Origin of the sequence: Paractinoplanes polyasparticus (genome assembly GCF_019710575.1) — a bacterium.
GTDB lineage: Bacteria > Actinomycetota > Actinomycetes > Mycobacteriales > Micromonosporaceae > Actinoplanes > Actinoplanes polyasparticus.
In genome coordinates this window covers 409,042-430,201 of sequence record NZ_JAHWFK010000013.1, presented here as the reverse complement: position 1 = coordinate 430,201, position 21,160 = coordinate 409,042, and the positions used below count along the sequence as shown (strand labels likewise).

12 protein-coding genes are annotated in these 21,160 nt (G+C 67.1%); 7 read left to right on the top strand and 5 right to left on the bottom strand.

All coding sequences use genetic code 11. The features are described from left to right. The first annotated feature begins 71 nt into the window (after nt 1-71). A complete protein-coding gene (locus tag KXC43_RS16955; protein WP_221376996.1) occupies nt 72-506 on the top strand; it encodes a very short patch repair endonuclease in 435 nt (144 codons plus the stop codon). Here the strand turns inward: KXC43_RS16955 and KXC43_RS16950 are convergent. Genes KXC43_RS16950 through KXC43_RS16940 form a run of 3 tightly spaced genes read right to left on the bottom strand, consistent with a single transcriptional unit; the run spans nt 496 to nt 6,867 of the window. Further along, on the bottom strand, nt 496-2,241 hold the full coding sequence (locus KXC43_RS16950) for a DUF8724 domain-containing protein (protein ID WP_221376995.1): 1,746 nt from the start codon (nt 2,239-2,241) through the stop codon (nt 496-498). The two genes, KXC43_RS16955 and KXC43_RS16950, sit on opposite strands and share 11 nt — an antisense overlap. A gap of 11 nt (nt 2,242-2,252) precedes the next feature. Beyond that, nucleotides 2,253-5,318, bottom strand: a complete 3,066-nt coding sequence (locus KXC43_RS16945; protein WP_221376994.1) for a helicase-related protein — start codon at nt 5,316-5,318, stop codon at nt 2,253-2,255. Beyond that, nucleotides 5,311-6,867: a sigma-70 family RNA polymerase sigma factor gene (locus tag KXC43_RS16940; RefSeq protein ID WP_221376993.1), complete on the bottom strand. Its 1,557-nt coding sequence runs from the start codon at nt 6,865-6,867 to the stop codon at nt 5,311-5,313. Before KXC43_RS16940 ends, KXC43_RS16945 begins: the two co-directional genes overlap by 8 nt. Before the next feature lie 359 nt (nt 6,868-7,226). On the opposite strand from KXC43_RS16940, the gene KXC43_RS16935 reads away from it, so the two are divergent. From KXC43_RS16935 to KXC43_RS16910, 6 genes are all read left to right on the top strand, one after another. Beyond that, nucleotides 7,227-8,390 (top strand): DNA cytosine methyltransferase, encoded by a 1,164-nt coding sequence (locus tag KXC43_RS16935; RefSeq protein ID WP_221376992.1) that lies wholly within the window; start codon nt 7,227-7,229, stop codon nt 8,388-8,390. Between the two features lie 289 nt (nt 8,391-8,679). Next, the gene (locus KXC43_RS16930; protein WP_221376991.1) at nt 8,680-9,012 is read left to right on the top strand and encodes a hypothetical protein; all 333 of its coding nucleotides are present in this window, start codon (nt 8,680-8,682) and stop codon (nt 9,010-9,012) included. Between the two features lie 155 nt (nt 9,013-9,167). After that, nucleotides 9,168-11,366: a GTPase gene (locus tag KXC43_RS16925; protein ID WP_221376990.1), complete on the top strand. Its 2,199-nt coding sequence runs from the start codon at nt 9,168-9,170 to the stop codon at nt 11,364-11,366. Further along, a complete protein-coding gene (locus KXC43_RS16920) occupies nt 11,344-13,116 on the top strand; it encodes a GTPase (RefSeq protein ID WP_221376989.1) in 1,773 nt (590 codons plus the stop codon). The genes KXC43_RS16925 and KXC43_RS16920 overlap by 23 nt, the downstream gene beginning before the upstream one ends. Before the next feature lie 434 nt (nt 13,117-13,550). Next, a complete protein-coding gene (locus KXC43_RS50865; RefSeq protein WP_255644142.1) occupies nt 13,551-16,181 on the top strand; it encodes an SNIPE associated domain-containing protein in 2,631 nt (876 codons plus the stop codon). A gap of 190 nt (nt 16,182-16,371) precedes the next feature. After that, nucleotides 16,372-17,400, top strand: coding sequence for a glycosyltransferase family 2 protein (locus KXC43_RS16910; protein WP_221376988.1), 1,029 nt, complete (start codon nt 16,372-16,374; stop codon nt 17,398-17,400). Between the two features lie 90 nt (nt 17,401-17,490). Here KXC43_RS16910 and KXC43_RS16905 read toward each other — a convergent pair whose 3' ends face one another. Both KXC43_RS16905 and KXC43_RS16900 read right to left on the bottom strand, forming a co-directional pair. Beyond that, complete coding sequence (locus tag KXC43_RS16905; RefSeq protein ID WP_221376987.1) at nt 17,491-18,327, bottom strand: ABC transporter ATP-binding protein; 837 nt, start codon at nt 18,325-18,327, stop codon at nt 17,491-17,493. Continuing rightward, nucleotides 18,317-21,076 (bottom strand): ADOP family protein, encoded by a 2,760-nt coding sequence (locus KXC43_RS16900; protein ID WP_221376986.1) that lies wholly within the window; start codon nt 21,074-21,076, stop codon nt 18,317-18,319. Before KXC43_RS16900 ends, KXC43_RS16905 begins: the two co-directional genes overlap by 11 nt. Nucleotides 21,077-21,160: the final 84 nt, after the last annotated feature.

Sequence of the window (21,160 nt, the reverse complement as noted above, 5' to 3'; positions counted from 1 at the left end):
CAAGTCGGCCACTGATCGGAGCAGCCTAACGCCCGGCGAGCCGACCGAGTCTCACCAGATAGGTTGGAGAGATGGGCCGAAAGTCCACCCTGCCGACACCACTGGACGCCGCAACCTCGGCTCGCCTCGCCCGCCAGGCACGGGCAGCCACGAAACCGGAGCTTGCGCTACGCCGGGAACTGCATCGGCGCGGTCTGCGATACCGGGTGAACCATCCGCGGCTGCCCGGGCGCCCGGACATCGCGTTCACCCGGGCGAAGGTCGCCGTCTTTGTCGACGGCTGCTTCTGGCATCGCTGTCCAGAGCACGGCACCATGCCGCGCAACAACCGGGACTGGTGGCAGGACAAGCTTGATCGCAATGTCGCCCGAGACCGTGCCAAGGACTCCGCGCTCGCCGATCTCGGCTGGACCGTTCTGCACGTCTGGGAGCACGAGCCGCCGTCGGCCGCGGCCGATCGGGTGGAGCAGGCCTGGCGGGAAAGCGGATCCATGATCATGGCGTGACCCGCTGCCTCCGCAGGTAGCCGTCTTTGCCGAACAGGGCTCCGCGGTCCAGGAACCGGTTGAAAAACCGGCAGGACGGTTCGCCGACATGCACGCAGGCGCTGCAGGCGCCACTGCCTATGCTGCATCCCGGGTCCAGCGGGCATCGGTGCTCGGCCTCGACGAAGGCGGTCAGCAGGTCGTCGAGGTTGGACTCGAAGACCGCCTGCATGCCGCCGAGGACGAAGTCGCCACGGGCTGCCGCGTAGACGAAGAACCCGAGATGGCCCGGCACCAGGTACTCGCTGAGAGCGTCGCGCTCGATGCCGGCGAAGACCGCCGTCTGCCGGATGAACCGGTGCGCGTACGTGTGAATCAGCTTGAGCAGGTCGGTGCCGGTGGACTCCACCTTCGGGTCGTCACGCTTGGTGGGGATCACCGCAGATTCCAGGATCGCGACCCGTGCCGCGAACGGGTCGGTCGACTCAGGCGTCCACCCCGACAACCGGTGACCTCGGTTGGACAACCACGTAGCGACACGCACCGGATCTAGGCGAATCAGGAAAGCCTCGGTCTCCGCCAGGTTGCCGTAGAGGCGGTAGCCGCCTCGCTTGCGGCGGAACGGCACCAGCCGGCACTTCGACGGATCGTCCTCGCCGCGGGTGTAGCCGTACATCGCGTTGAGCACCGGAAACCTGTCGACGAGGTCGAGTCCGTCGATGCCGGCCCGTTTCAGGGCTGGCGGATAGGCGTCTCGGTAGCGGCTTTCGAGGGGATCGCCCGGGTCCGGTGCGTGCAGTTTCGTCGTCGGGGTCCGGCTCTCCGCCAAGGCCATCGCGATGTCGAAGGCTCCGCGTTCGGCCTCGTCGCGGCGCGTCTGAGAGAGGAGGTCGACCGGATGATCGCCGGCCTCGGCCAGCTGGCCTGCCTGCTCTGCGAAAGTCGCCATCTGCTCGGCGATCTCCGGCGACATGTTGCCGGAGATCAGCTGATCGAAAAGCTCCTTGCGGGTCGGCTTCGCTGCCACGTCGGCGGGCCGAGCCGCGGTCAACCCTTCGACCACCCAGATGAGCGCCTTTCGGTAGCCGCCGGCCAGCTTGAGGTTCTCACGGTGCTCCGGCCGCGGAGGGTTGATCAGCACCATGCCACGCGGCACATACACCATCCGGGCTTTGTGCACGTTCCATCGGACGGTTCCATCACCGCACGCGCACTTGCGTCCAAAGCCGAGCCCCGGCATCGTCTCGACGCGGCATGTCGGACAGACGAATTTGATGTCTGCCGCCTTGGCGCTCTTCGGAGTGACCAGCTGGACATCGTCGTGCTGGGGACACCGCTTGATCCAGGGCTCGGCGATGGCGCCGCACTCGTGCACACCGACGAAGTGCAGCTGCCCCCAGGCCTTCTTCCCGCATTTGCAGCGGGCTTCCTCCGACTTACCGATGCGCTTGCAGGCGCGGCACAACCACACTCGCGGATAGCGCTCGACCGTGACGCCGCGGCGCTCGTCGAGCTCCACCACTTCCACGGGCACCTTGCGCAGCAGATCTGCGGCCATGCCGCTGTCCTTGTCGTTCGCGGTCCACGCGCCGATTTCGTTGAGCAGGCTCCATCGGACCAGGTCCGAATCGACCTCGATCGGGCTGGGCGCGGACCATTCGTCGACCCGGTAGATGTCACCGCGCAGGTCAACGGTTTGCGCGGGCAAGAAGGTCCGAAGGATCTGGCTGCCGCTACGGGATCCCAGCTTCGTCATGTCGTCCGCCTTCAGTCGTGGATCGGAGCTTGAGCCTCGACATCACGGAGGCTGGTCATCGGGGACGGACTGCCGATTTGAAAGGTGTACTGGGCCTTGCTGGCCGGGTCCTCCAGCTCGGCGAACCACTCTCGCACCCAGTCGACGATCTGCTGCTGGTGCAGGGAATCCTCTGGCCCGTCGAGCCCGAGGATCGCCGCCATCGCTGCGGCCTCGTCGACCGGTCCGATCCCGGCATCGTGGGCATACTGTCGCAGCTTCGAAGATGTGCTCAGCCGCTGCTTGCTGGCCGGCTCGTGAAGCATCAAGACACGTGCTGCCATCACACCCGGCATGGTGATAGCCAACACGCGCCGACTACGGCGGGTGATCGGAATGGCGTCGACGAACCTGTCGCCCTGGCTCACGTACTTGTCGAAGTGCCGGAACGTCTGGGCGTCGCGTTCTCGGGCGATCTTGTGCAGGACGTAAACCAGCCCCGGATACCGGCGGCCGACGCGCGCCGTCGTCTGGATAAACTCGGCCGTGGTCAGCGGCAAGCCGAGCATGACCATCGTGTTGAGCCGGTTGACGTCAACGCCATGAGACAACATCGAGCTGGCGGCGATCACGTGGATGCGGTCCTCGAACTTGTCCTCCGGCTTTTCCAGCCGTTCCAGGATGTTGCGTACCTCATCGAAGTCGGTCTGACCGGTCAGCTGTTCGATGTTGATGCCGGTGACGGTGTTGTTGCTACCAAGGCTTCGGCCGGCGGCCTCCACGTCGTAGAGCGTCGAGCCGTAGACGACGTCCGTGCCGTACATGCTGATCAGTTTTTCCGCATGTCCCAGATCGACCCCGGCTTCCGCGCACACCCGTGCCGTCTCGTCCACCAGTTCGCGAACGCATCGCTGCAGGGCATCCAAGGTTCGGTCGCTGACATGCTCCAGCGTCACGCCACGCGGTGCGACAGCGACGAAGCGCCGCAGTTTCGTGGCGTTCGGGACGGTCCAGAAAGATTCACCGGCTCTCGGCCCCGGCTGCGGAAAGACGCGGCCCTTGCGCCGGTACAGGATCTTGACTTGGTGGTCGTATCCGGTCAGGGTCGCACTGCTGGCAACGATTTTGGCGCGGCTGCCGCAGAGCTTGTCCTGCAGATGGTCGAGCAGGCTCTCGTAGTGCGAATCGACAGCGCCCAGACTGTCGCGCAGCAGGTGAAGCTCGTCCTGCAGCCGAAGCGACGGGCCGAAACGCTCTTCCGGCATAGGTAGCGGTTTGAGCGTGCCCTGGCAGCCGGGAACGAGGCAACCGTTCGGCGATTTCGAACGAGTCGAATAGGTGAAGCCGTGCCACTCCTCGGAACAGAGCTTCTGCGGTGGGCCGAGGAGACCGCGCATCGCCTGCTGCAGGCCGATCGATGCTGCCTTGTCGAGGGTGCCCACGACCACCGTCGGGAGGAACCGAAAGATCTCCTGGTCGACGATGTAGACGGGCAGTGGCCCCCGCTTCCAGGGGCAATGCCCGTTGGTGCAGTGGTGCTCCAGCTTCCAGTGTTTCCTGTCGAACTTCATGGCCAGACGTTCGTCGCCACAGAACGGGCAGTGCAGCAGTACCCGGTACTTCTCTTCCATGCCCGGGGTGTCCGGAGTGATGTCGTCTTCCTTCTCCGGCTTGGGGACGATCTTGTTCGGCGTGCCCGCCTGCCCGACGAGGAATCCGAGGCTGAATGGGGCGGTGCGCCGAAGGTCCTCCTGCTGCTGGCGGACGATCTCGGCGCCGGCGAGGGCGTCAGCGAACCGCTGCGTTTGCTGCAGGCTCAGCAGCCGGAGGGGGAAACGGGACCACGCGGTCACGCCCGTGCGCTTTCCCGTCAATCGATCGAAGAACGCGGCGGTCAACAGCAGCCCGAGGTACGTCTCGGTCTTGCCGCCGCCGGTGGCGAACCACACGGTGTCGACGTAGTCGGCTTCCTCTTTGGGTTCGGCCAGGAAGCGGATGGAGGACAGCAGGAAACCCACCTGGAAGGCACGCCATGTGCTGTAGCCACGGCCCTTCGCGCTCAGCCCGATCGCCTCGTTCATGAGCTGGAAGGACCGCAGGATCTTCGGGTGAGTCTGCAGCAGCTCCAGACCGACGCGTACCCGATCGAGCTCGGCGATGACCTCGTCAGCTGCCGTCTGAGCCTTGGCACGCATGTCCTCCGTCCACCCATCGGCTGAGTGGCGTGCCTCCAGCGCAGTCTGCGACCAGTGCCGGTGCGCGTACTCGTCGAGTGCGTCCACCAACTCGGTGAGCACGGGGATCGGGTCGTTCGCGAGCCGATCGAACGACAGAACAGGCTCGGGACGGTCGCTGTTCCAGTAGTCCGGCCGGTAGGTCTGCACGCTGACGGTGTCGGAGGTGCGGAACGCCCCCGTCGGCAGCACCTCGACGCCGACGTTGATGCCGTACGCCGGCACCCGGCGGTCGTACCGGAAGCTGTCCGGCAGGGCCTCGATCTGGAACGGAACGGTTGCAAGACCCGCCACCTCGAGTTGCGTCTCGTAGAGATGCGAATCAGCCAAGCCCGGAACCTTTGCCAGACTTGTGTTCACCAACTCCACGACCAGCTCGGGCTCCTTGTGCCAGTCCTCCACCTCGACCCGGACCTCGGCGCTCAGGCCCGGTGCGCCGACGGCCGCGAACGCGGCCTGCAGCTGCTTGGCCCCGAACTTCCCGCCGCTGGCGCCCACGACGACCGGAATCTTCTCCTCGACCGGGCCGGTGCGCCACCACGGCATTTCCGGATGCGGCCCGTCCTTGGGATCCTTCACCCAGGCTCGGGCCCGTACCGTCACCGTCATCGACCACGGGGCCGCATCGGCCGGACGGAACCGGAGGCCGATCGCGCACGGATCCAGCCGCTCCGATCGGTCGTCGCTCACATCCGTGCGAACCTCGTCCTCGCTGGCGAGCCGCCCCAGCCAGAAGGTTCCGGCCGGCGCCACCTCCAGCCGATCCAGACCATCGCCCCGCCCAGCTGCCGTCACACGGCGGTCCAGCCAGCTGACGAACCTGTCGCACGCCTCATCGAAGAGCTGATCCTTGCTGTCACTCATCACGCTTTCCCTTCGGCGGAACGGTGGGACGGATCGCCGCAGGTTCGTCGGTCACGTACGCGCGTAGGGGTGCTGCACCTTCATGCTCACGGAGTGTCGCCATGGCCTTGGCCTGGATCTGCCGGATCCGCTCCCGCGTGACGCCGAAGTCCGCGCCGATCTCCTCCAGCGTCTCCTCCTCACCCGTATCGAGGCCGTACCGGCGCTGGAGGACACCCACAGCTCGCTCCGGCAGCAGCTTCTTGAGGGTGCGATCGATATCGGCGCGCAGCATCGTGTGACCGACGATTTCCGCCGGATCGGTGCGTCCGTCACGTTCGTCGTCGTTCGCGAGGACATCCGAAAGACGGAGATCTCCCTCGTCGCCCAGGAGTACGTCAATGCTGCGTATCGGCTGCATGAAGTCCAACATCGCCTGCACCTTGCCGGGTTCCATGTCGGCTGCGTCGGAGACTTCCCTCAGGGTCGGCTCACGGTCCAGGCGACCGGTGAGCTTCCGGATTGCCTTCCGCACCTTCTGGACCTGCTCGTGGACGTGGACGGGGATACGAATCACGCGGCCTTCATCCGCGACTGCTCGCTCGATACGTTGCCTGATCCACCAAGTTGCGTAGGTGGAGAACTTGTAGCCCTTGGACCCGTCGAAGAGGTGGGCGGCGTGCATGAGCCCTATGTTGCCGTGCTGGATCCGATCGGCGAACTCGAGACCGCTTTGGTCGTAGTGCCGCGCCTTCGCGATGGACACCACCAGCCGTAGATTCGCGCACACCAATGCAGTGTGCGCGTTGTGACCTTGCTCGACGCGGTTCCGCAACGATCGCCGCTCGTCGCGCGAGAGATCGCCCCAGCGCGAGTCGAGTTCTGCGAGTGCGACCTCGCCCTGCTTCATCATCGACCACAGTTCCACCTCGCGGCTTGCGCCGATCAGGGGGTGCCGGCCGATCTCTCGCAGGTAGTGACGGACCGAGTCTCCGTTCAGCTCCCTGGTCGGGTCTGCGGACCTGGATGGGCGAGCCTCGACGGACGTCGGCAGATCGACACCCGCATCCTCCAGCAGACTGAGCAGTTCACCGTGCTGGGCGGCGGACAAGCCACGACGGGTCACGAGCAGTGCGACCTCAGCACGCGTCACCCGGCCGCCGGATCGGGTCCAGTCGCCGAACAGATCGTCGAACGCCATCCCCACCGCATCGCGGGATGCAGGAATCGCAGACGGTTCGGGTTCGTCGCCGAACATCCAGTCGGGCCCGTCGTCCGCGGGTTCTTCGTCGGTCTGCCCTTCATCGCTGGCAGCACTGTCCGCGGAGACTGGATGCGTGTCTCGCACGTTGTCGGGACCCTTGGGTATCGACGGGTGGTCGACGAGCACGGAGACGTGTGTCCGCTGGCGGGGCGCGGTGGTTCGGCTCGGGGCTCGTCGGCGTGTCAGCAGCGCCAGCAGATCTTCGACGTCGTCTTGGGTGAGGTTGTGCCGGACGACGAAGTCTGCCAACAGCGACTTCGCCTGGTGCCTCTCGTGGCTATCGAGAATCGCCCGCAGCTCGTCCATGAGAGCTGCGGAAACGCTTACGGAAGGCGGTGCCGAAGGCTTCGCGGTAATCGTCATTGATCCCTCCCCGTCCGTGGGGCTCCGAGAGTAGAGCGGGGGTACGACAAAAATGGGCTTATGGAACAAATATTCTATTTTTTTGGTGGTGCGCCGTTCGGATCAAGGTGGCTTGCAGTGCCCAGGTTCCAACCCCAAGTGATCGTTGACACGCTAGTAGTTCCATCAGTCGTCAAGCGGGACCGAGGAGCTCGTGTTGCACATATGTCGATGATTCGACCGTTCGTCGTTCTCGGGTGGTCGAACGGACACGCGGTGATCCCGGACAGCGTCGACGCGCGTCGACCAACTAAAGTCCCAGCATGGCTCCGCGAAACGTCAAGATCTCCGCAATCGACCTCTTTTGCGGTGTCGGTGGTCTGTCGTACGGGTTGCAGGAGGCAGGTATCGATGTCGTCGCGGGCGTCGACATCGACCCAGCATGCGACTACCCGTACCGGGCCAACGTCCGTGCGCCCTTCCACAAGAAGGACGTCTGCGAACTGGCGGCCGACGAGCTGGCTGAGATGTGGCCGAAAGGCTCGATCCGGATGCTCGCCGGTTGCGCGCCTTGCCAGCCGTTCTCCTCCTACCGCCGTGGGGCCGATACCTCGCAGGAAGCTCAGTGGCCGTTGGTCGACGAGGTCGGGCGTCTGGTCGAAGGCACCATGCCCGAAATCGTCACCATGGAAAACGTTCCTCGCATCGGAAGCACCCCGGTCTTCAAGGCGTTCGTTGCCAGGCTCGAAAAACTCGGCTATGCGGTGGATTTCGACTCCTGCCACTGCCCCGCCTACGGCGTTCCCCAGCATCGGCGTCGCATGGTCCTCGTCGCCTCACGTCTGGGCGAGATTCGTGTACCCAAAGGCAAGGTCGCGCCAGCCGACTACGTCACCGTCGGGCGCGCCCTTCGCGAGCTACCCGCACTCGACCACGGAAAGACCGACCCCACCGACCGCCTTCACAAGAGCCGGACACTGACGCCGATCAACCTCGAGAGGATCAAGAGCTCGACTCCGGGTGGCACCTGGGGGGAGTGGCGCGAAGACCTTCGATCTCCGTGTCACCGCAAGTCGTCCGGGTCGACCTTCCGCAACGTCTACGCCCGCATGGTCTGGGACCAGCCGTCTCCCACCATCACGACCCTGTCCTACAACTACGGCGCCGGACGTTTCGGGCATCCCGAACAAGATCGGGCGATCTCTCTACGGGAGGCTGCAATCCTGCAGAGCTTCCCACGCGACTACGAGTTCGTCTCGCCCGATCAGCCGGTGCAGTTCGCGCCCCTCGGGCGGCTCATCGGCAACGCCGTACCGCCGAAGCTGGCCCAAGCGGTAGGCGAAGCCGTCCTCGGCCACGTAGAGGCAAGTCAAGGCCCGGTAGCGAAGGCTCGTCGACGTGCAACGATGCCTCCACCAGTCTTGAACACATCACAGCACCAATCCTCCCTCCCCCGGACCGCCGGAAAGCGTGCGACAGCGGCATGACCCCGCACGCCTGACCACGGTTGCCTCTGATTTGCCCGCGAGTGGTTGCGCTGCTGCTCAACGGCGGAGCTGAGGACGTCCGCGATAGCGGCGTCAGCGTCCAGATGGCCGGCGGCTTCACCGGGCTACGCGGCACCGGTGACCTTCTCGTAAAGGGTTCACGCCATGCTGGCCGAGCCAACTGCGCTCTTTCCGGCGACAGATGCGGGCGCTTCGACGGGTCTGGACGCCCATGGTTGTGGCGGATCGGCTGAGCCATCACGGGCCGAACCTGCCCTATCGTGATCGAATGCCTGAGACGTTCGAGGTCGACCGGGTCGACCGTATCGCGGACATTCTTTTCGGCGTTGCTACGGCGAAGGGGCTGATCGGCTATGGCCCTCTTGCGAAGCGGGTGGAAACCAGGCCTGACTTCCTGAGCCAACCGCTCGAAAAGGTTTCTCGCCGAGCGTTCGACAAGGGCGAGCCGCTATGGAGCGCGCTGGTCGTTTCACGTGACACCGCCCGGCCGAGTTCGGGCTTCTACGGCCTGGCCCGAAAGATGCGGCCAGAGTATGCCGCGCTGAGTGACGACGAGCTGTGGCAGCAGGAACGTGAACGTTGTTACCAAGCGGCCTCCTAGAAATCGGATACTGGCCACTCCGGTCGGTGCCACATCGTGGCTGGCGTAAAATGACGAGAGCCGCCCCGGGCGCTGCGATTGCCTGGTCACAACGAAGGTGCCGGCTCGAGCTACGCTCGCTGCCCCCGAATGTCTGTTAAGACGGGATGCTACTCGTGACCTGGCGGATTTTTAGCCAGCCCGGTACGTCGGGTCAGGGTTCGGCACGTGAGTGGATCTCCGGGTCGGATGATTCATCGTCGACCGTGCCCGCTGCATTCCGGGCGTTCCTGGTTACCGGTGGGCGAGAGGTGTCTCGCGAGCTGGCACGAGCATCGCAGGCAATCGATGTGCAGCTCGGCACCAGTGAACATCGCCGGTCACTCGAGGGTGCCGTCGACCGTCTGCGCCACAGCGTGGTACACCTTGAAGCTGTCTGTGAGTCCCTTGCGGACCGTGATGTCGAACGGCCGTTCCGGGTCGTCCTCATGGGCCGGACGATGGCTGGCAAGAGCACGCTTTTCGAGTATCTGTCGGCCGGCGATGGCGACCGCGTCGGCGATGGGAGGCAGCGATACTCCCGAGATTCCTGTGTCCGGGTGGCGAAAGAGATCGGCGTCGAGATCGTCGATACTCCGGGTGTCGGCGCCATGGACGGCAGAGAGGATTACGAGGTCGCGTTCGGTCAGGTCGCCGACGCGGATCTGATTCTCTGGGTGGCGACCGATCAAGCGACGCAGGAACAGACCGGGCGTGCGCTGGAGCGGCTGTCCGACCTTGGCAAGCCGATCCTCGTGGCTCTGAACTGTCTCGCCGACGTCACCGATGAGATCGGGCTGCTGGACATGCTCGAAGAACCCGGGCTGGTGTTCGGAGGTGACGCGGAAGGGAACCTGGCGCCGATCCGCCGTCACCTTCTGCGAGCCGGTGGGCGTTACATCGACGCGGTGGCAATTCACGCCCAGGCGGCCGAGTTGGCGCGCTCGGGTTCGCTGAGCGTCGAAGAATCCCGCATCCTGCACGCTAACAGCCGGATCGACTCCCTGATCAGCGCCCTTCGGTTCCAGGCGGATCGCACCGTCGAACAACGGCGCATAGTCAGTATCTGCGACAATCTGCGTCTCGCTCTCCTGGACGCCGCCAGCGCCCTGGAGGACGCACGCGCCACGGCGTCCTCGGCGCTCACGGCGAGCATGGGGATGCAGCTCGAATTCCGTAAACGCGCCTTACGGCGGGTGGACGATGCGCACGAGGAAACCAAAGCGGCCTTCGCAGCAGCCATTGCCGCCCGTGAGCGCTGGGCCGAGAGCGTGGACGTCGACCGGGACCTCGATGAGATCAACGAACGGCTGAACCGCGAGATCGCCGTCCTCCGCACGGAAGTCGAGCAGTCCGTTGCGGACGCCGGGCAGCGACTGACTGCCGACCTGAAGGGCGTCGCGATCGATGTGGCCGACGATTGGGCGGGGCTGGGCGTCGATGGCTTCCAGGACCTCGGGGGTAGAGGTGCGGTCTGGGGCAATCGTGCGGTCAAGGCTGGTGGGCGGTTCGCCGTGGGCCTGGGCGGACTCGCACTTGGCGCGAAGGCCGGCGCTGTCGCCGGCACCTTTCTGACGCCTGGTCTCGGTACTGCGATCGGTGTGGTCGCTGGCGGCGTCATCGGACTCGCCGTCAGCTTTCTCGGACTCGACCGGTTCATCGACTGGATCGGTGACGAAATCTTCCGAAGTGCCGCGGAGGTTCGTGAACGCCGCCGCCGGAAGGTCCGCGACCAGATGTCGGAGCTGCTGACGAAACTCAGGGATGGTCTCGTACCGGAATGCGACCGGATTCGCCAGGACTGGCTCGATGCAGTCGAGGACGAAGTCGCCCGGCAGTACGCGGCCTGTGCCGTGCTCGAGCGTTCCATCGCGGTGCTGCAGCGTGTCGCGTCGGACGAGGTCGAGCCGGCGATCACCCGGATCGACACCGAACTCGGTCGTGAACTGTTGCGCTGCACGGGCCATGAGCGGGTGGCCTCGGCCGTCATCCGTGCCACCCGCTGGCGGGGTGCGGGCATCGCGGTCGAGGTTTCGGGGCCGAATTTCACTGAGCTCACGCTCGACCCGACGACGGAGTGCGTGGAACGCATCGTGCCCACATCGGTGCATTCATCGGCGAACACCAACGCGCTCCAGATCATCCGGTACCTGGCGGATCGCGAGGTGACTGTGCACGAGACGGGCTCGGACACCCTAGACATCGCCCTGAACGAGCCTGTCGCTCCGGGTGCTTGGGAGGCATGGCACGCTCTTGCGCGCGTGCACACCGGGGTCGACGTGCGAATCAAGGAAACGGACGAAGGAGGCCCTCGTGACGAACGTTCTCGTGCATGAACTGCCATCGCGGGCGCAGGAGTTGATGTCACGCTTGCAGCACGTATTGAGTTTGAATCCCGGCGTGCTCGCGGGGGAGCTTCTCGCCCGCGCACGCATACAATCCCGACAGAAGCCGCGAATGGTTCTCACCGGTCAATTCAGCAGTGGTAAGTCGAGCCTGATCAAAGCGTTGACCGACGGGGATGTGGAACCCGTCATCGACGCCGACATAGCTACCGATGCCGTCACCGAGTACGAGTGGGACGGCTCGGTGGTGCTCGTCGACACACCAGGTGTCCAGTCCGGTCTGCGAAGTCACGACGAGTTGGCCGTCGGTGCGATCGGTGAGGCGGACTTCATTCTGTTCGTCGTCACCGTGAACCTCTTCGACGACGCATCCAGGGACTACCTGCGGCACCTGGCGAACGATCTCCAGTTGTTCGGGCAGATGATCGTGGTGATCACGCAGGCCGGCAAGCAGGCGGCGGCCGAGGGCGTGCGCGACAAGGCTGTCCAGGATGCGCTCGGCACCTTGGCGTTCAATCTCCCGATCGCGGAAGTCGACTCCGTCTACTACCTGCGAAGTCTGGATGGCGGTCCCCGGGCCGACGCGCTTCGAACGCGTTCCGGCATCGACGAGTTGCGCTTGCAGATCAACAAGATCAGTGAGGACCGGGGGCAACTCGCTCAGCTCCGGCAGCCATTGCACCTCATTCGCCAGCTGTGTGACGAAGCACAACAACTGTTCGTGGAAGACTCCCCATCACAGGACGCGCTCGGCCTGCTCGCCGCGCAGCGTTCCGCGGTTTCCGACCGTCGCTACATGATCGAGAGGTCTTTCCTCGCGGCCGAGGCGGAGTTCAAATCAGCGTGCCTGGTCAACGTGACGGCGTTCGTCGATACGGCGACGAGTCTCCCCGCCGATGGCTCACGGGCGGGAGATGCTCTCGACGCAGCGGAGTCAAGGCTGGTGGAGGCACTCGACCGTCATGCCGAGCAATTCGCTCACGCGATCAACAGGCTGACCGAGATGCAGCTCGACAAGTTGTCGGAACGGCTGCTGGAGATCGGCGACAGCAATCGAGCTCAGCACCTTCTTCACCCTTCGGGCAATGTCGCGCTGGAAACGCCGGACGGCCTGGGGGCTACGCCTTCGGACCATGCCACGCACGACCGGTTCACATCGGTAGTGGACTGGCGTGGGGTCGCCGATCAGATCACGAAGGGTCAGAAATGGTGGGGGGCGGGCGACGGCCTCAAGAACGCGTCGGGGTCGGTCGGCCACACCGTCGTCAAGGACGTCGGCCACCTGTTCGGGAAAAAGTTCAAGCCCTGGGAAGCGCTGAAGATCGCTGACAAGATCGGCAAGGCCGCCAAGATCGGCGGTTTCGCGATACAAATTGGCCTGACGGGCTACGAGGTCTGGAAAGGCGAACGCGAAGTGCGTAAGGCTCAGCTCGAGAGCGAGCGTCAGCACGCGGCGTTCATCACCGAGATCATGGGGCACGCCGACAAGATCGCGGCCGATGCGCGCCGCCAACTCTGGGAGATCATCGACCCGCCCATGGAGGTATTCCTCGCCGGGGTCCAAGCAGCACAGGACGAGATTCTCGGCGCTGACCTCGCGCGCGGAAATGCCACTCGCGAACTGAGTGCGATCGCATCAGAAGCGGATCGCCTCCTCGCCGAAAGTACGGCGGCAGCGAATAGCCGCGACGCGCCCAGTCCGGCGCATCAGGTCCTTGACACTCGACGTGCCGCATACTGATTCGGGACGGCCCGTTCGAGTTGGGCCAGACGTCCGGTAGGCGCTAGCCTCGTCGAGGCTTGGCATAGGTCCGACCCAATGAGCACAGGCCGAGCAATAATGCCGCACGGACAGCCTGTGCAAACAGGGGAGGTGCAGGTGAACGCGCTGTCGCATTCTGTGCATCGCACATTAGGAAACCGATGCTCTATCCCCTGAGCTACGAGGGCCTGCGGCCCATATTTTTACCTACCAGGGCATACGCGGGAGCGGCCGGGCGGGGTAGGTGATCGCTTCCGGCTGCGTCCGTGCTGGTGTGGGGCTCGGGACACCGGAGAGGTCGGCAGTTCGGCGGCGGGCGAGTGCTGATCTTCGAGCGTAGATCGCCTTCTTGGCGGGGACTGTGAGCGGTTCGGCCGAATCGGCGGAGGCTGTGCGGTTCTACGGTGCGTGGCATGTCGGTGCCGTTTGATGTGTGGGGCCAGCGTGGGTGGGCCTCGATGGAAGTGGCTGGCGAATCGCATTATCTGGGGGCTATCAAGGCGCTCGTCGGTGCCGGCGTTCGGGCGGACGGCAGTGAAATTGTGGCTGCGGTCCAATTGGTGCCTGAGCCGCTCAACAAGCACGATCGCAACGCGGTTGGGGTGTGGGGCAGCGCGGGGCAGATCGGGTATCTGCCGCGGGAGGAGGCTGGGCGCTACTCGGCCGTGTTGATGGAGCTGGTGGCCCGCGGGTGGACGCCGCAGGTGTCGGCACGGATCTGGGCTGCTCATTGGCCGGATCGGCGGGATGGGTTCAGTGCCTCGGTTCGCCTCGAGCTGGCCGAGCCGCACATGCTGGTGCCTGCGAACCGGGCGCCGGGTGTGCCGCACGAACTGCTGCCTGTGGGGGCAGCGATTCAGGTCACGGGCGAGGAGAACCACCTGGCAGACCTGGCGCAATGGCTTCGGCCCGAGGGCGAATGCTGGGTTCATGCGACCTTGCACGAGGTCACCGAGCAACTGGCCCGCAGCACCCGGACGGTGGTTGAGGTCCGGATCGACGGGCGGCGGGTCGGGCAGCTCACTCCGCGTATGAGTGGGGAACTGCTGGCGGCCGTTCGGCATCTCGACCAGCGCGGGATGGTCAGCGGGGCGCGGGCGATCGTCAAGGGCAACAGGATCAAGACCGAGGTCGTACTGTACGTGGCCCGGGCCCACGAGCTGCCGGACAGCTGGCTCGCCAGCTCCCCGGAATCCACTCACGAATCTCAGCCGCTCACCGCTCGGCCGGTCGCTCGAGGCGCCGCCTCAGCACCGATGGCGTCCGCTTCGGCCACAGCCGGACCGCCCCCACCCATGTCGTCCTTACCCCCGACGTCGTCCGCGCCAGTCACCCCCGCGCCGGCTATGTCTGAGTCGGTGGCACGCCCGATCGGCTCCGTCCCCGCCACGCCGGTTCCGTACGTGTCGGCAGCGCACGAGCCGACGGCCCGAGCGGCCCCTGTCTCAGTCGAGCCGGTTGTACTTCCGGCAGGTGTCCGGGAGCGGCAGACAACGAGCGACTCCGGTGGATACCGATTCAATGCCCCGCCGAACTGGCCGGAGCCGCCTCCCGGGTGGTCGCCACCACCGGGGTGGTTACCTGATCCCGGCTGGGGGCCGCTGCCCCCGGGATGGCAACTGTGGATTGAGGACAGTCCGGTGGACGCGCCTGTGCCGTCACCGGTCGTCCCCAGCCCTCAGGTGCCGGAGCTCGTGGCACTGAGTCGACCCGTGCCGACGCCCGTCGTGTCGAGCTCGCCGGAGCCGGTCGAGCAGGACATCCCGCTGTTCGGGGCCCGGGGCAAGGCGCGCGAGCTGGCAGCCGAAGTGACGTCTCTACGCGCCGAGCGGGACCAGCTCCGCGCCGAGATGGACCGGCTCGGGCTGGTGGAGATCCAGGAGCTGGAAGCGCACCGCCGGCGCCTGAGGGACGAGATCGCCGGACTTCGAGCCCAGGCCGCAGCCGAGCAGGCCGAGCTTCAGCGGCGCCTGGCCGATCTGCGCCGGCAAGTGGTGGTCACGGAGGAGAAGGCCCTCTTGCAGGAGGCCGGAATCTACAACTACCAGCATCCGCTCGGCGACTCCGTGGCCTACCAGGATGTGCTGGCCACACTGCAGGAGCAGATCAAGACGATGGCGAAGGCCGACGGCGGCGCCATCCTGGCCGCCTCGGGCTGGACCGTCAACGGGTCGGCGGCGCAGGGGCGGACCATGCTGCGCGACTACTCCAAGTTGATGCTGCGCGCCTACAACGCCGAAGCCGACAACCTCGTTCGTACGCTGAAGCCCTACAAACTGCAGGCGGCCGTCGAGCGACTGGGCAAGGTGGCCGCCACCATCGCCCGTCTCGGCAAGACGATGGACATCCGCGTCTCCGAGGACTATCACCGTCTGCGGGTCCGCGAGCTCGGCCTCACCGCCGACTACCAGGAGAAGCTCGCCGAGGAGAAGGAACGGGACCGGGAGGAGAAGGCCCGGCTCCGCGAGGAACGGCGCCTCCAGCAGGAGATCGACCGGGAGCGGGCGCGGCTCGACAAGGAACGGCAGCATTACGCCAACGCGGTGGCTGCCTTGCAGGCGCAGGGCGACAGTGAGGGCTTGGCGCAGTTGCAGCAACGCCTGGAGCAGATCGACGCCGCCATCCAGGACGTCGACTATCGGGCGGCCAACGTGCGGGCCGGATATGTGTACGTCATCTCGAACGTCGGCGCGTTCGGCGAAAAGATGATCAAAGTGGGGATGACCCGACGGCTCGAGCCGATGGACCGCGTCCGCGAACTCGGCGATGCCTCGGTGCCGTTCCTGTTCGACGTGCACGCGCTGTTCTTCTCCGACGACGCCGTCGGCATCGAGGCGCAGATGCATGCACGGCTGGCCGATCGCCGGGTCAACCTGGTCAACCAGCGCCGGGAGTTCTTCCACGCGACGCCGGCCGAAGCTCGGCAGCACCTCACCGAGCTCGCCGGCAACCTGTTGCAGTACGAGGAGCTCCCCGAGGCCCTGGAGTATCGCCAGAGCCTCACGCACGCCCGCAAAGGGCTACCAGCCCCCGATGCCGGCTAGGGGAAGATCTCCAACCGCGTCGTCCTGATCGACAGAAGTCGGTGGTGTTGCGGAGAGTGATGGTGATGCCGGCAACCAGCGGTCGTAGTGAGGGGAATCGCCGTCGCACAAGGTGGCCACACCTCGGTCACAATGCACAGCTATCCTTGCTGGCCGTCGGACCGTCACGCTGAAGGGAAGTACTCCGCTCATGCCTCAGGTGGTGACGTTGTCGGTGGTGACGCCGATGTTCAATGAGCGCGAGGCGGTCGACCAGTTCGTCGGGCGGCTGCGGCCGGCGCTCGACGGGCTGGGGGAGTCGTACGAAGTCATCGCCGTGGACGACGGCAGCCGGGACGCCACCGTGTCGCGGCTGATGCAGTTGCGTGTCGACTGGCCGCAACTGCGCGTGGTTGCCCTGCGACGCAACGTGGGGCACCAGACGGCTCTGCGGGCGGGGCTGAAGGCCTCGCGCGGCGAGTACATCGTGAGCATCGACGCCGACCTGCAGGATCCGCCCGAGACGATCGGCGAGATGCTGGCCGCGGCCCGGCGCGACAAGGTCGACGTCGTTTACGGCGTGCGCAGTGACCGCAGCACCGACACTGCCTTCAAGCGCAACACCGCGGGCCTCTACTACTGGGTGATGCGCCGGCTGGTCGGGCCGTGGGTGAGCGACCAGGCGGGCGACTTCCGGCTGATGAGCCGCGCGGTGGTCGACGTGCTCAACGACCTGCCCGAACCCCGGCCGGTGTACCGCCTCGTTGTGCCGTCGCTCGGGTTCTCCAGCACCGAGGTGAGCTACGTGCGCGAGGAGCGGGTCGCGGGCGAGACGAAGTACCCGCTCAGCCGCATGATCCGGCTGACCTTCGACAGCATCACCGGGTTCTCGGCGTCGCCGTTGAAGATTGCGACCTGGCTCGGGCTGCTCAGCTTCCTGCTCTGCGTCGCGCTGATCGTGACCGGGTTGGTCGCCTGGGGCACCGGCGCGACCGTTCCCGGTTGGACGTCGCTCTACATCGCGGTGTTGCTGCTGGGTGGGGTGCAGCTGATCTGCCTGGGCCTGCTCGGCGAGTACGTGGGTCGTATCTACGCAGCCAGCCAGGGCCGCCCGGCGTTCCTCGTGGCCTTCGATACGGCAGCGCCCACCCCGCAGACGGCCCACCCGCTCTCCGGGGGCCCGCTGACGGTCGAGATCGAAGCGGCCGAGCTGGACCGCGAACGCGCGCCGATCGCCTGACCCTGGGGATAACTACCGTCCGTACTCGGCCGGCTTGTGGACAACTCCGAAGGCTCCTCGCCCGAGACCGTAGGGTCGAGTCCTGCCCCCTCAGGGCGCGAGGTCTTTGGCAACTGAAGAAGGTGTGTGCAGCTCCACGTGGCCGTCGACGACGGTGACGATCACCCGGCCGTCGGGGAAGAGAGTCAGCGCCTCCTCCGGGAGCTGCAGGCGGCCCAACCCGTCGAGGTTCGCGGTGTGGGTCTGGCCCGATTCGTGCGCCCCGGAGAGCACGCCGTGCCGCATGCGCAGAACAGTGTCGGCGGCGTCCATGGCGCGCGCGTCGTGGGTGGCCATGACGACGGCGCTGCCCTCTGCGGCGCGGGCGCGCAACATCCCTAGCACCAGGGCGGCCGAGGTGTCGTCGAGTTCGGCCGTGGGCTCGTCCGCGATCAGCAGAGCGGGGGCGCCGACTCCGGCGGCGGCTACGGCCAGGCGTTGCTGTTCGCCGCCGGAGAGCGCGTCCGGTCGGGCCGCGGCGCGCGAGGTCAGTTCCACCTCGGCCAGAGCGGCGTCGGCGTCGACCCGTACGCCGCGCAATCGGGCCATCTGAAGGATCTGGCCACGGGCGTCGAGCTGAGGGAACAGGCTGTGGGACGGTCGTTGGGCGACCCAGCCGATCTCGTTGCGGCGCAGCCGTTGCAACTCGCGACGAGAGAGCGACGAGACCAGGCGTCCACGGTGGCGCAGCTCGCCGCCGGCCGGTCGCTCGCGCAGGGCGAGCACGGCGAGCAGGGTGGATTTGCCGCTGCCGGACGGCCCGGTGATCGCGCTGACCCGGCCGCCGGTCACCCGCACGTCGACGCCGCGCAGTGCCTGCGTGGGGCCTGTCCGGGCGGCGTACAACTGGAGCAGTTCGCGGCCCTCGAGGATCGGCTCATTCGTCACGGTAGGCCGCCTCCTCGGAGGACGATCGATCCCGGGCGACCAGCACGGCCAGCAGGGTGGCCAGGACGGCCGCGCACGCCGTGACCACCAGGGCGGTGGGGGAGAGGGTGAACAGCAGCCGGGGCAGCAGGCCGGGCTGGTCGTCGAGCAGGCGGGCGCCGAGTGGCGCCAGGGCCAGCACTCCCGCCACCGAAGCGGCGAAGGAGATCGAGGCCAGCAGGACGAATTCGACCGCCCGCGCGCGCCCGACGCGCCGGCGGCCCAGACCGACCCGGGCCAGCATGAGGTCGGCCGGGCGGCGCAGTGCGGCCGTGCGCTGCGCGTAGATACAGAGCGTCAGAATTGCCAGCAACGCGAGGTAACCGGCGATCGCGAGCTGGTAACCGCGCGCACGGCTGGTCGCGACGTAATCCGACCCCTGTCGCAGCGCGGCGGCGGTGTCGATGCGCTCGGGTTGCACGTCCTTGTGTGGCGCCACGACGGCCTGCACCCCGTCCGCGCCACCGGAGCTCCACAGGAACACCTGCGGGAAGACAGAGTTGCTGAGCTGGTTGCGTGGTCGCAGGCGGGGATCGTCGAAGGCGAGCTTGCCCAGCGTCGGGTCGGCCGCGGCCACGTACATCGGTCGCCCGCGCTGGCCGGGGAACGCGCGCACCCGTGCGGCGACCTCGAAGTACTGGTCGCCGAAGCCGACCTCCATGCGGATCGTGTCGACGTCGTCCGAGGCGGGATCGGCCACGGTGATCACCCGCGGCCGGCCGATGGCGTCGACCGGTTCGGCCGCCAGCGCCGCGACCGCCGCGCGGGCCTCGGCCAGGTCGGCGCCGCGGCCCCACAACGCGACCTCCGCGAAGCGGGCGGGGTCGATTACCAACAGGTCCTTCTGATCGTCGTCGAGCAGCGTCCGCACATCGGTCCGCCAGACGACCGTGTTGCCGGGCGGCAGCGGTGGCACGCGTACGCCGGCCACCGGATCGAAACTCGGCGGGTTTAGCGGGTCTTGCTTCGGCACCAGCGGCGCCGCCTCGTCGAGCTGCCACGAGCCTTCGAGGACGCCGACACCCTCGGCGCCGGCCGCCACGGCGACCCGGTCGTCGGCCGAGATCTCGGTCGAGTGCACCGCGGAAAGTGCGAAGAGCAGCATGCCGAGGCCGGCCGTCACCACCACAACGGTCAGCCGGCGTTCGGCGCCGCCGGAACTAAGCCGGCGCCGGGCGAGCCACAGAACGGCACGCGCGGGTGACCCCGGCAGCCGGGCCTGGCGGCCGGCCAGCCGGCTTGGCAGCCAGCCGGCGAACACACCGACCGCGGCCAGAACGAGCAGCGGCACGAGCAGGTCGACGCCGCCCGCGGGGCCGCCGGCGCTGATCAGTCCCCCGGCGGCCACGAGGGCGGTGATCACGACCATCGAACCCCAGGGCAGAGCTCGCCGGGCCGTGGCCGGAGGGGCCGGGCGTACGCGCCGATAAGCTGCCAGCATCGCGACTGCTGCCACCGCCGCCAGGCCGGCCAGCACGGCCGCGCCACCCGACCGGGCGGCCGGAGCCAGCGATTCCGTGACGGTGCCGGGCGGCCCCAGCCGGACGACCAGCTGCCAGGCGACGAGCCAGCCGAGCGCCGCGCCGGCCACGGCCGGCAGCAGATGTTCGAGCAGCCACAGGCCGCCCACGCGGATCGGGGACAAGCCCACCGCGGCGGCGTGGCGCAGCTCCCGCTCGCGGCGCCGGGCTGACAGCAGCGCCACGGCGAGCACGGAGGCGAGCCCGATCGTGATGGCCGCCCATTCCACCGGACGGGTTCTCAACCGTACGGCCTCGGTCGTGGTCTGGGCAGTGGCGACGATGCGGCTGATGCCGGTCGCGAACCGCAACGCGAGCGGATCCTCCCCGTCAACCATCGGCTGGGCCTGGGCATACCTGCGGCGCAGCAGCTCGACCTCGGCCGCCGTGCGCCGCGCGTCGGCCAGCGTCGTCCCCGGCGTCAGCGCGGCCTCAACCGACCAGAACAGCGGATCGTCGACCGACTGCGCCAGCCGCTCCACCGTCGGCAGGTCGCCCACAAGCAGGTACGCCGGCAGGGTCTCGTACTCCGTGTCGGGCGGGGTGTCCCCTCGTCGCAGCGACCATTTGCGGCTGCCCGGCACGTCGGCCGGAAGCCGTCCGCCCGCGTCGACCGCGTAGACGCCGCTGACCGTGGTCGTCGCATTCCGCGGTGTGCCCCGGGCGCCCTGTCGCAGGGATAGGCTGATCTTGTCGCCGGTCCGCACCCCGAGCTCGGCGGCCACCGGCTCCGGAAGCCAGAGGCCGTCCCGGCCCGCGGGCCCCTGCGCGACGAGCTCGGCCGCCGGGTCCTGAACCGTGAAGAACCGCCCGCGCTCCTGCTTGCCGCCGGCGCTGACCGTGAAGCCCCAGTATTGCGGCGAGGCCAGTTCCGCACCGATGGACTGCCCGGTCAGGTCGGGTTCGCCCAGCCCGGGCACCGCGCGCAGGTCGGCCATGACCGGCTGCTGGTCGGCGCTGCGCGGCCCGACGTCAGCCGACACCCGCACGACGGCCGCGTCGTTCTGCCGGGCCGACGCCGGAATCTCGTCCTGCCGCACCTGGAACGCCGCGTTGTCGGAGGCTTCGGCGAACATCGGACCCGCCGCGCCGGCCGCCCCCAGCACCAGAAACGCGGTGACGATGAGCACCGACCACGCCCGCTGACGCACGCCACCGAACACTGCGGCCACAGCGAGCCGGTCGCGCATGGTCCTCCTCCGGCCACGGGGCCTACGCCGAAGAAGCTATAACACCGGGCTGCCTTTCCGAGGCCCCCCGCTCAGGCTCGGCGA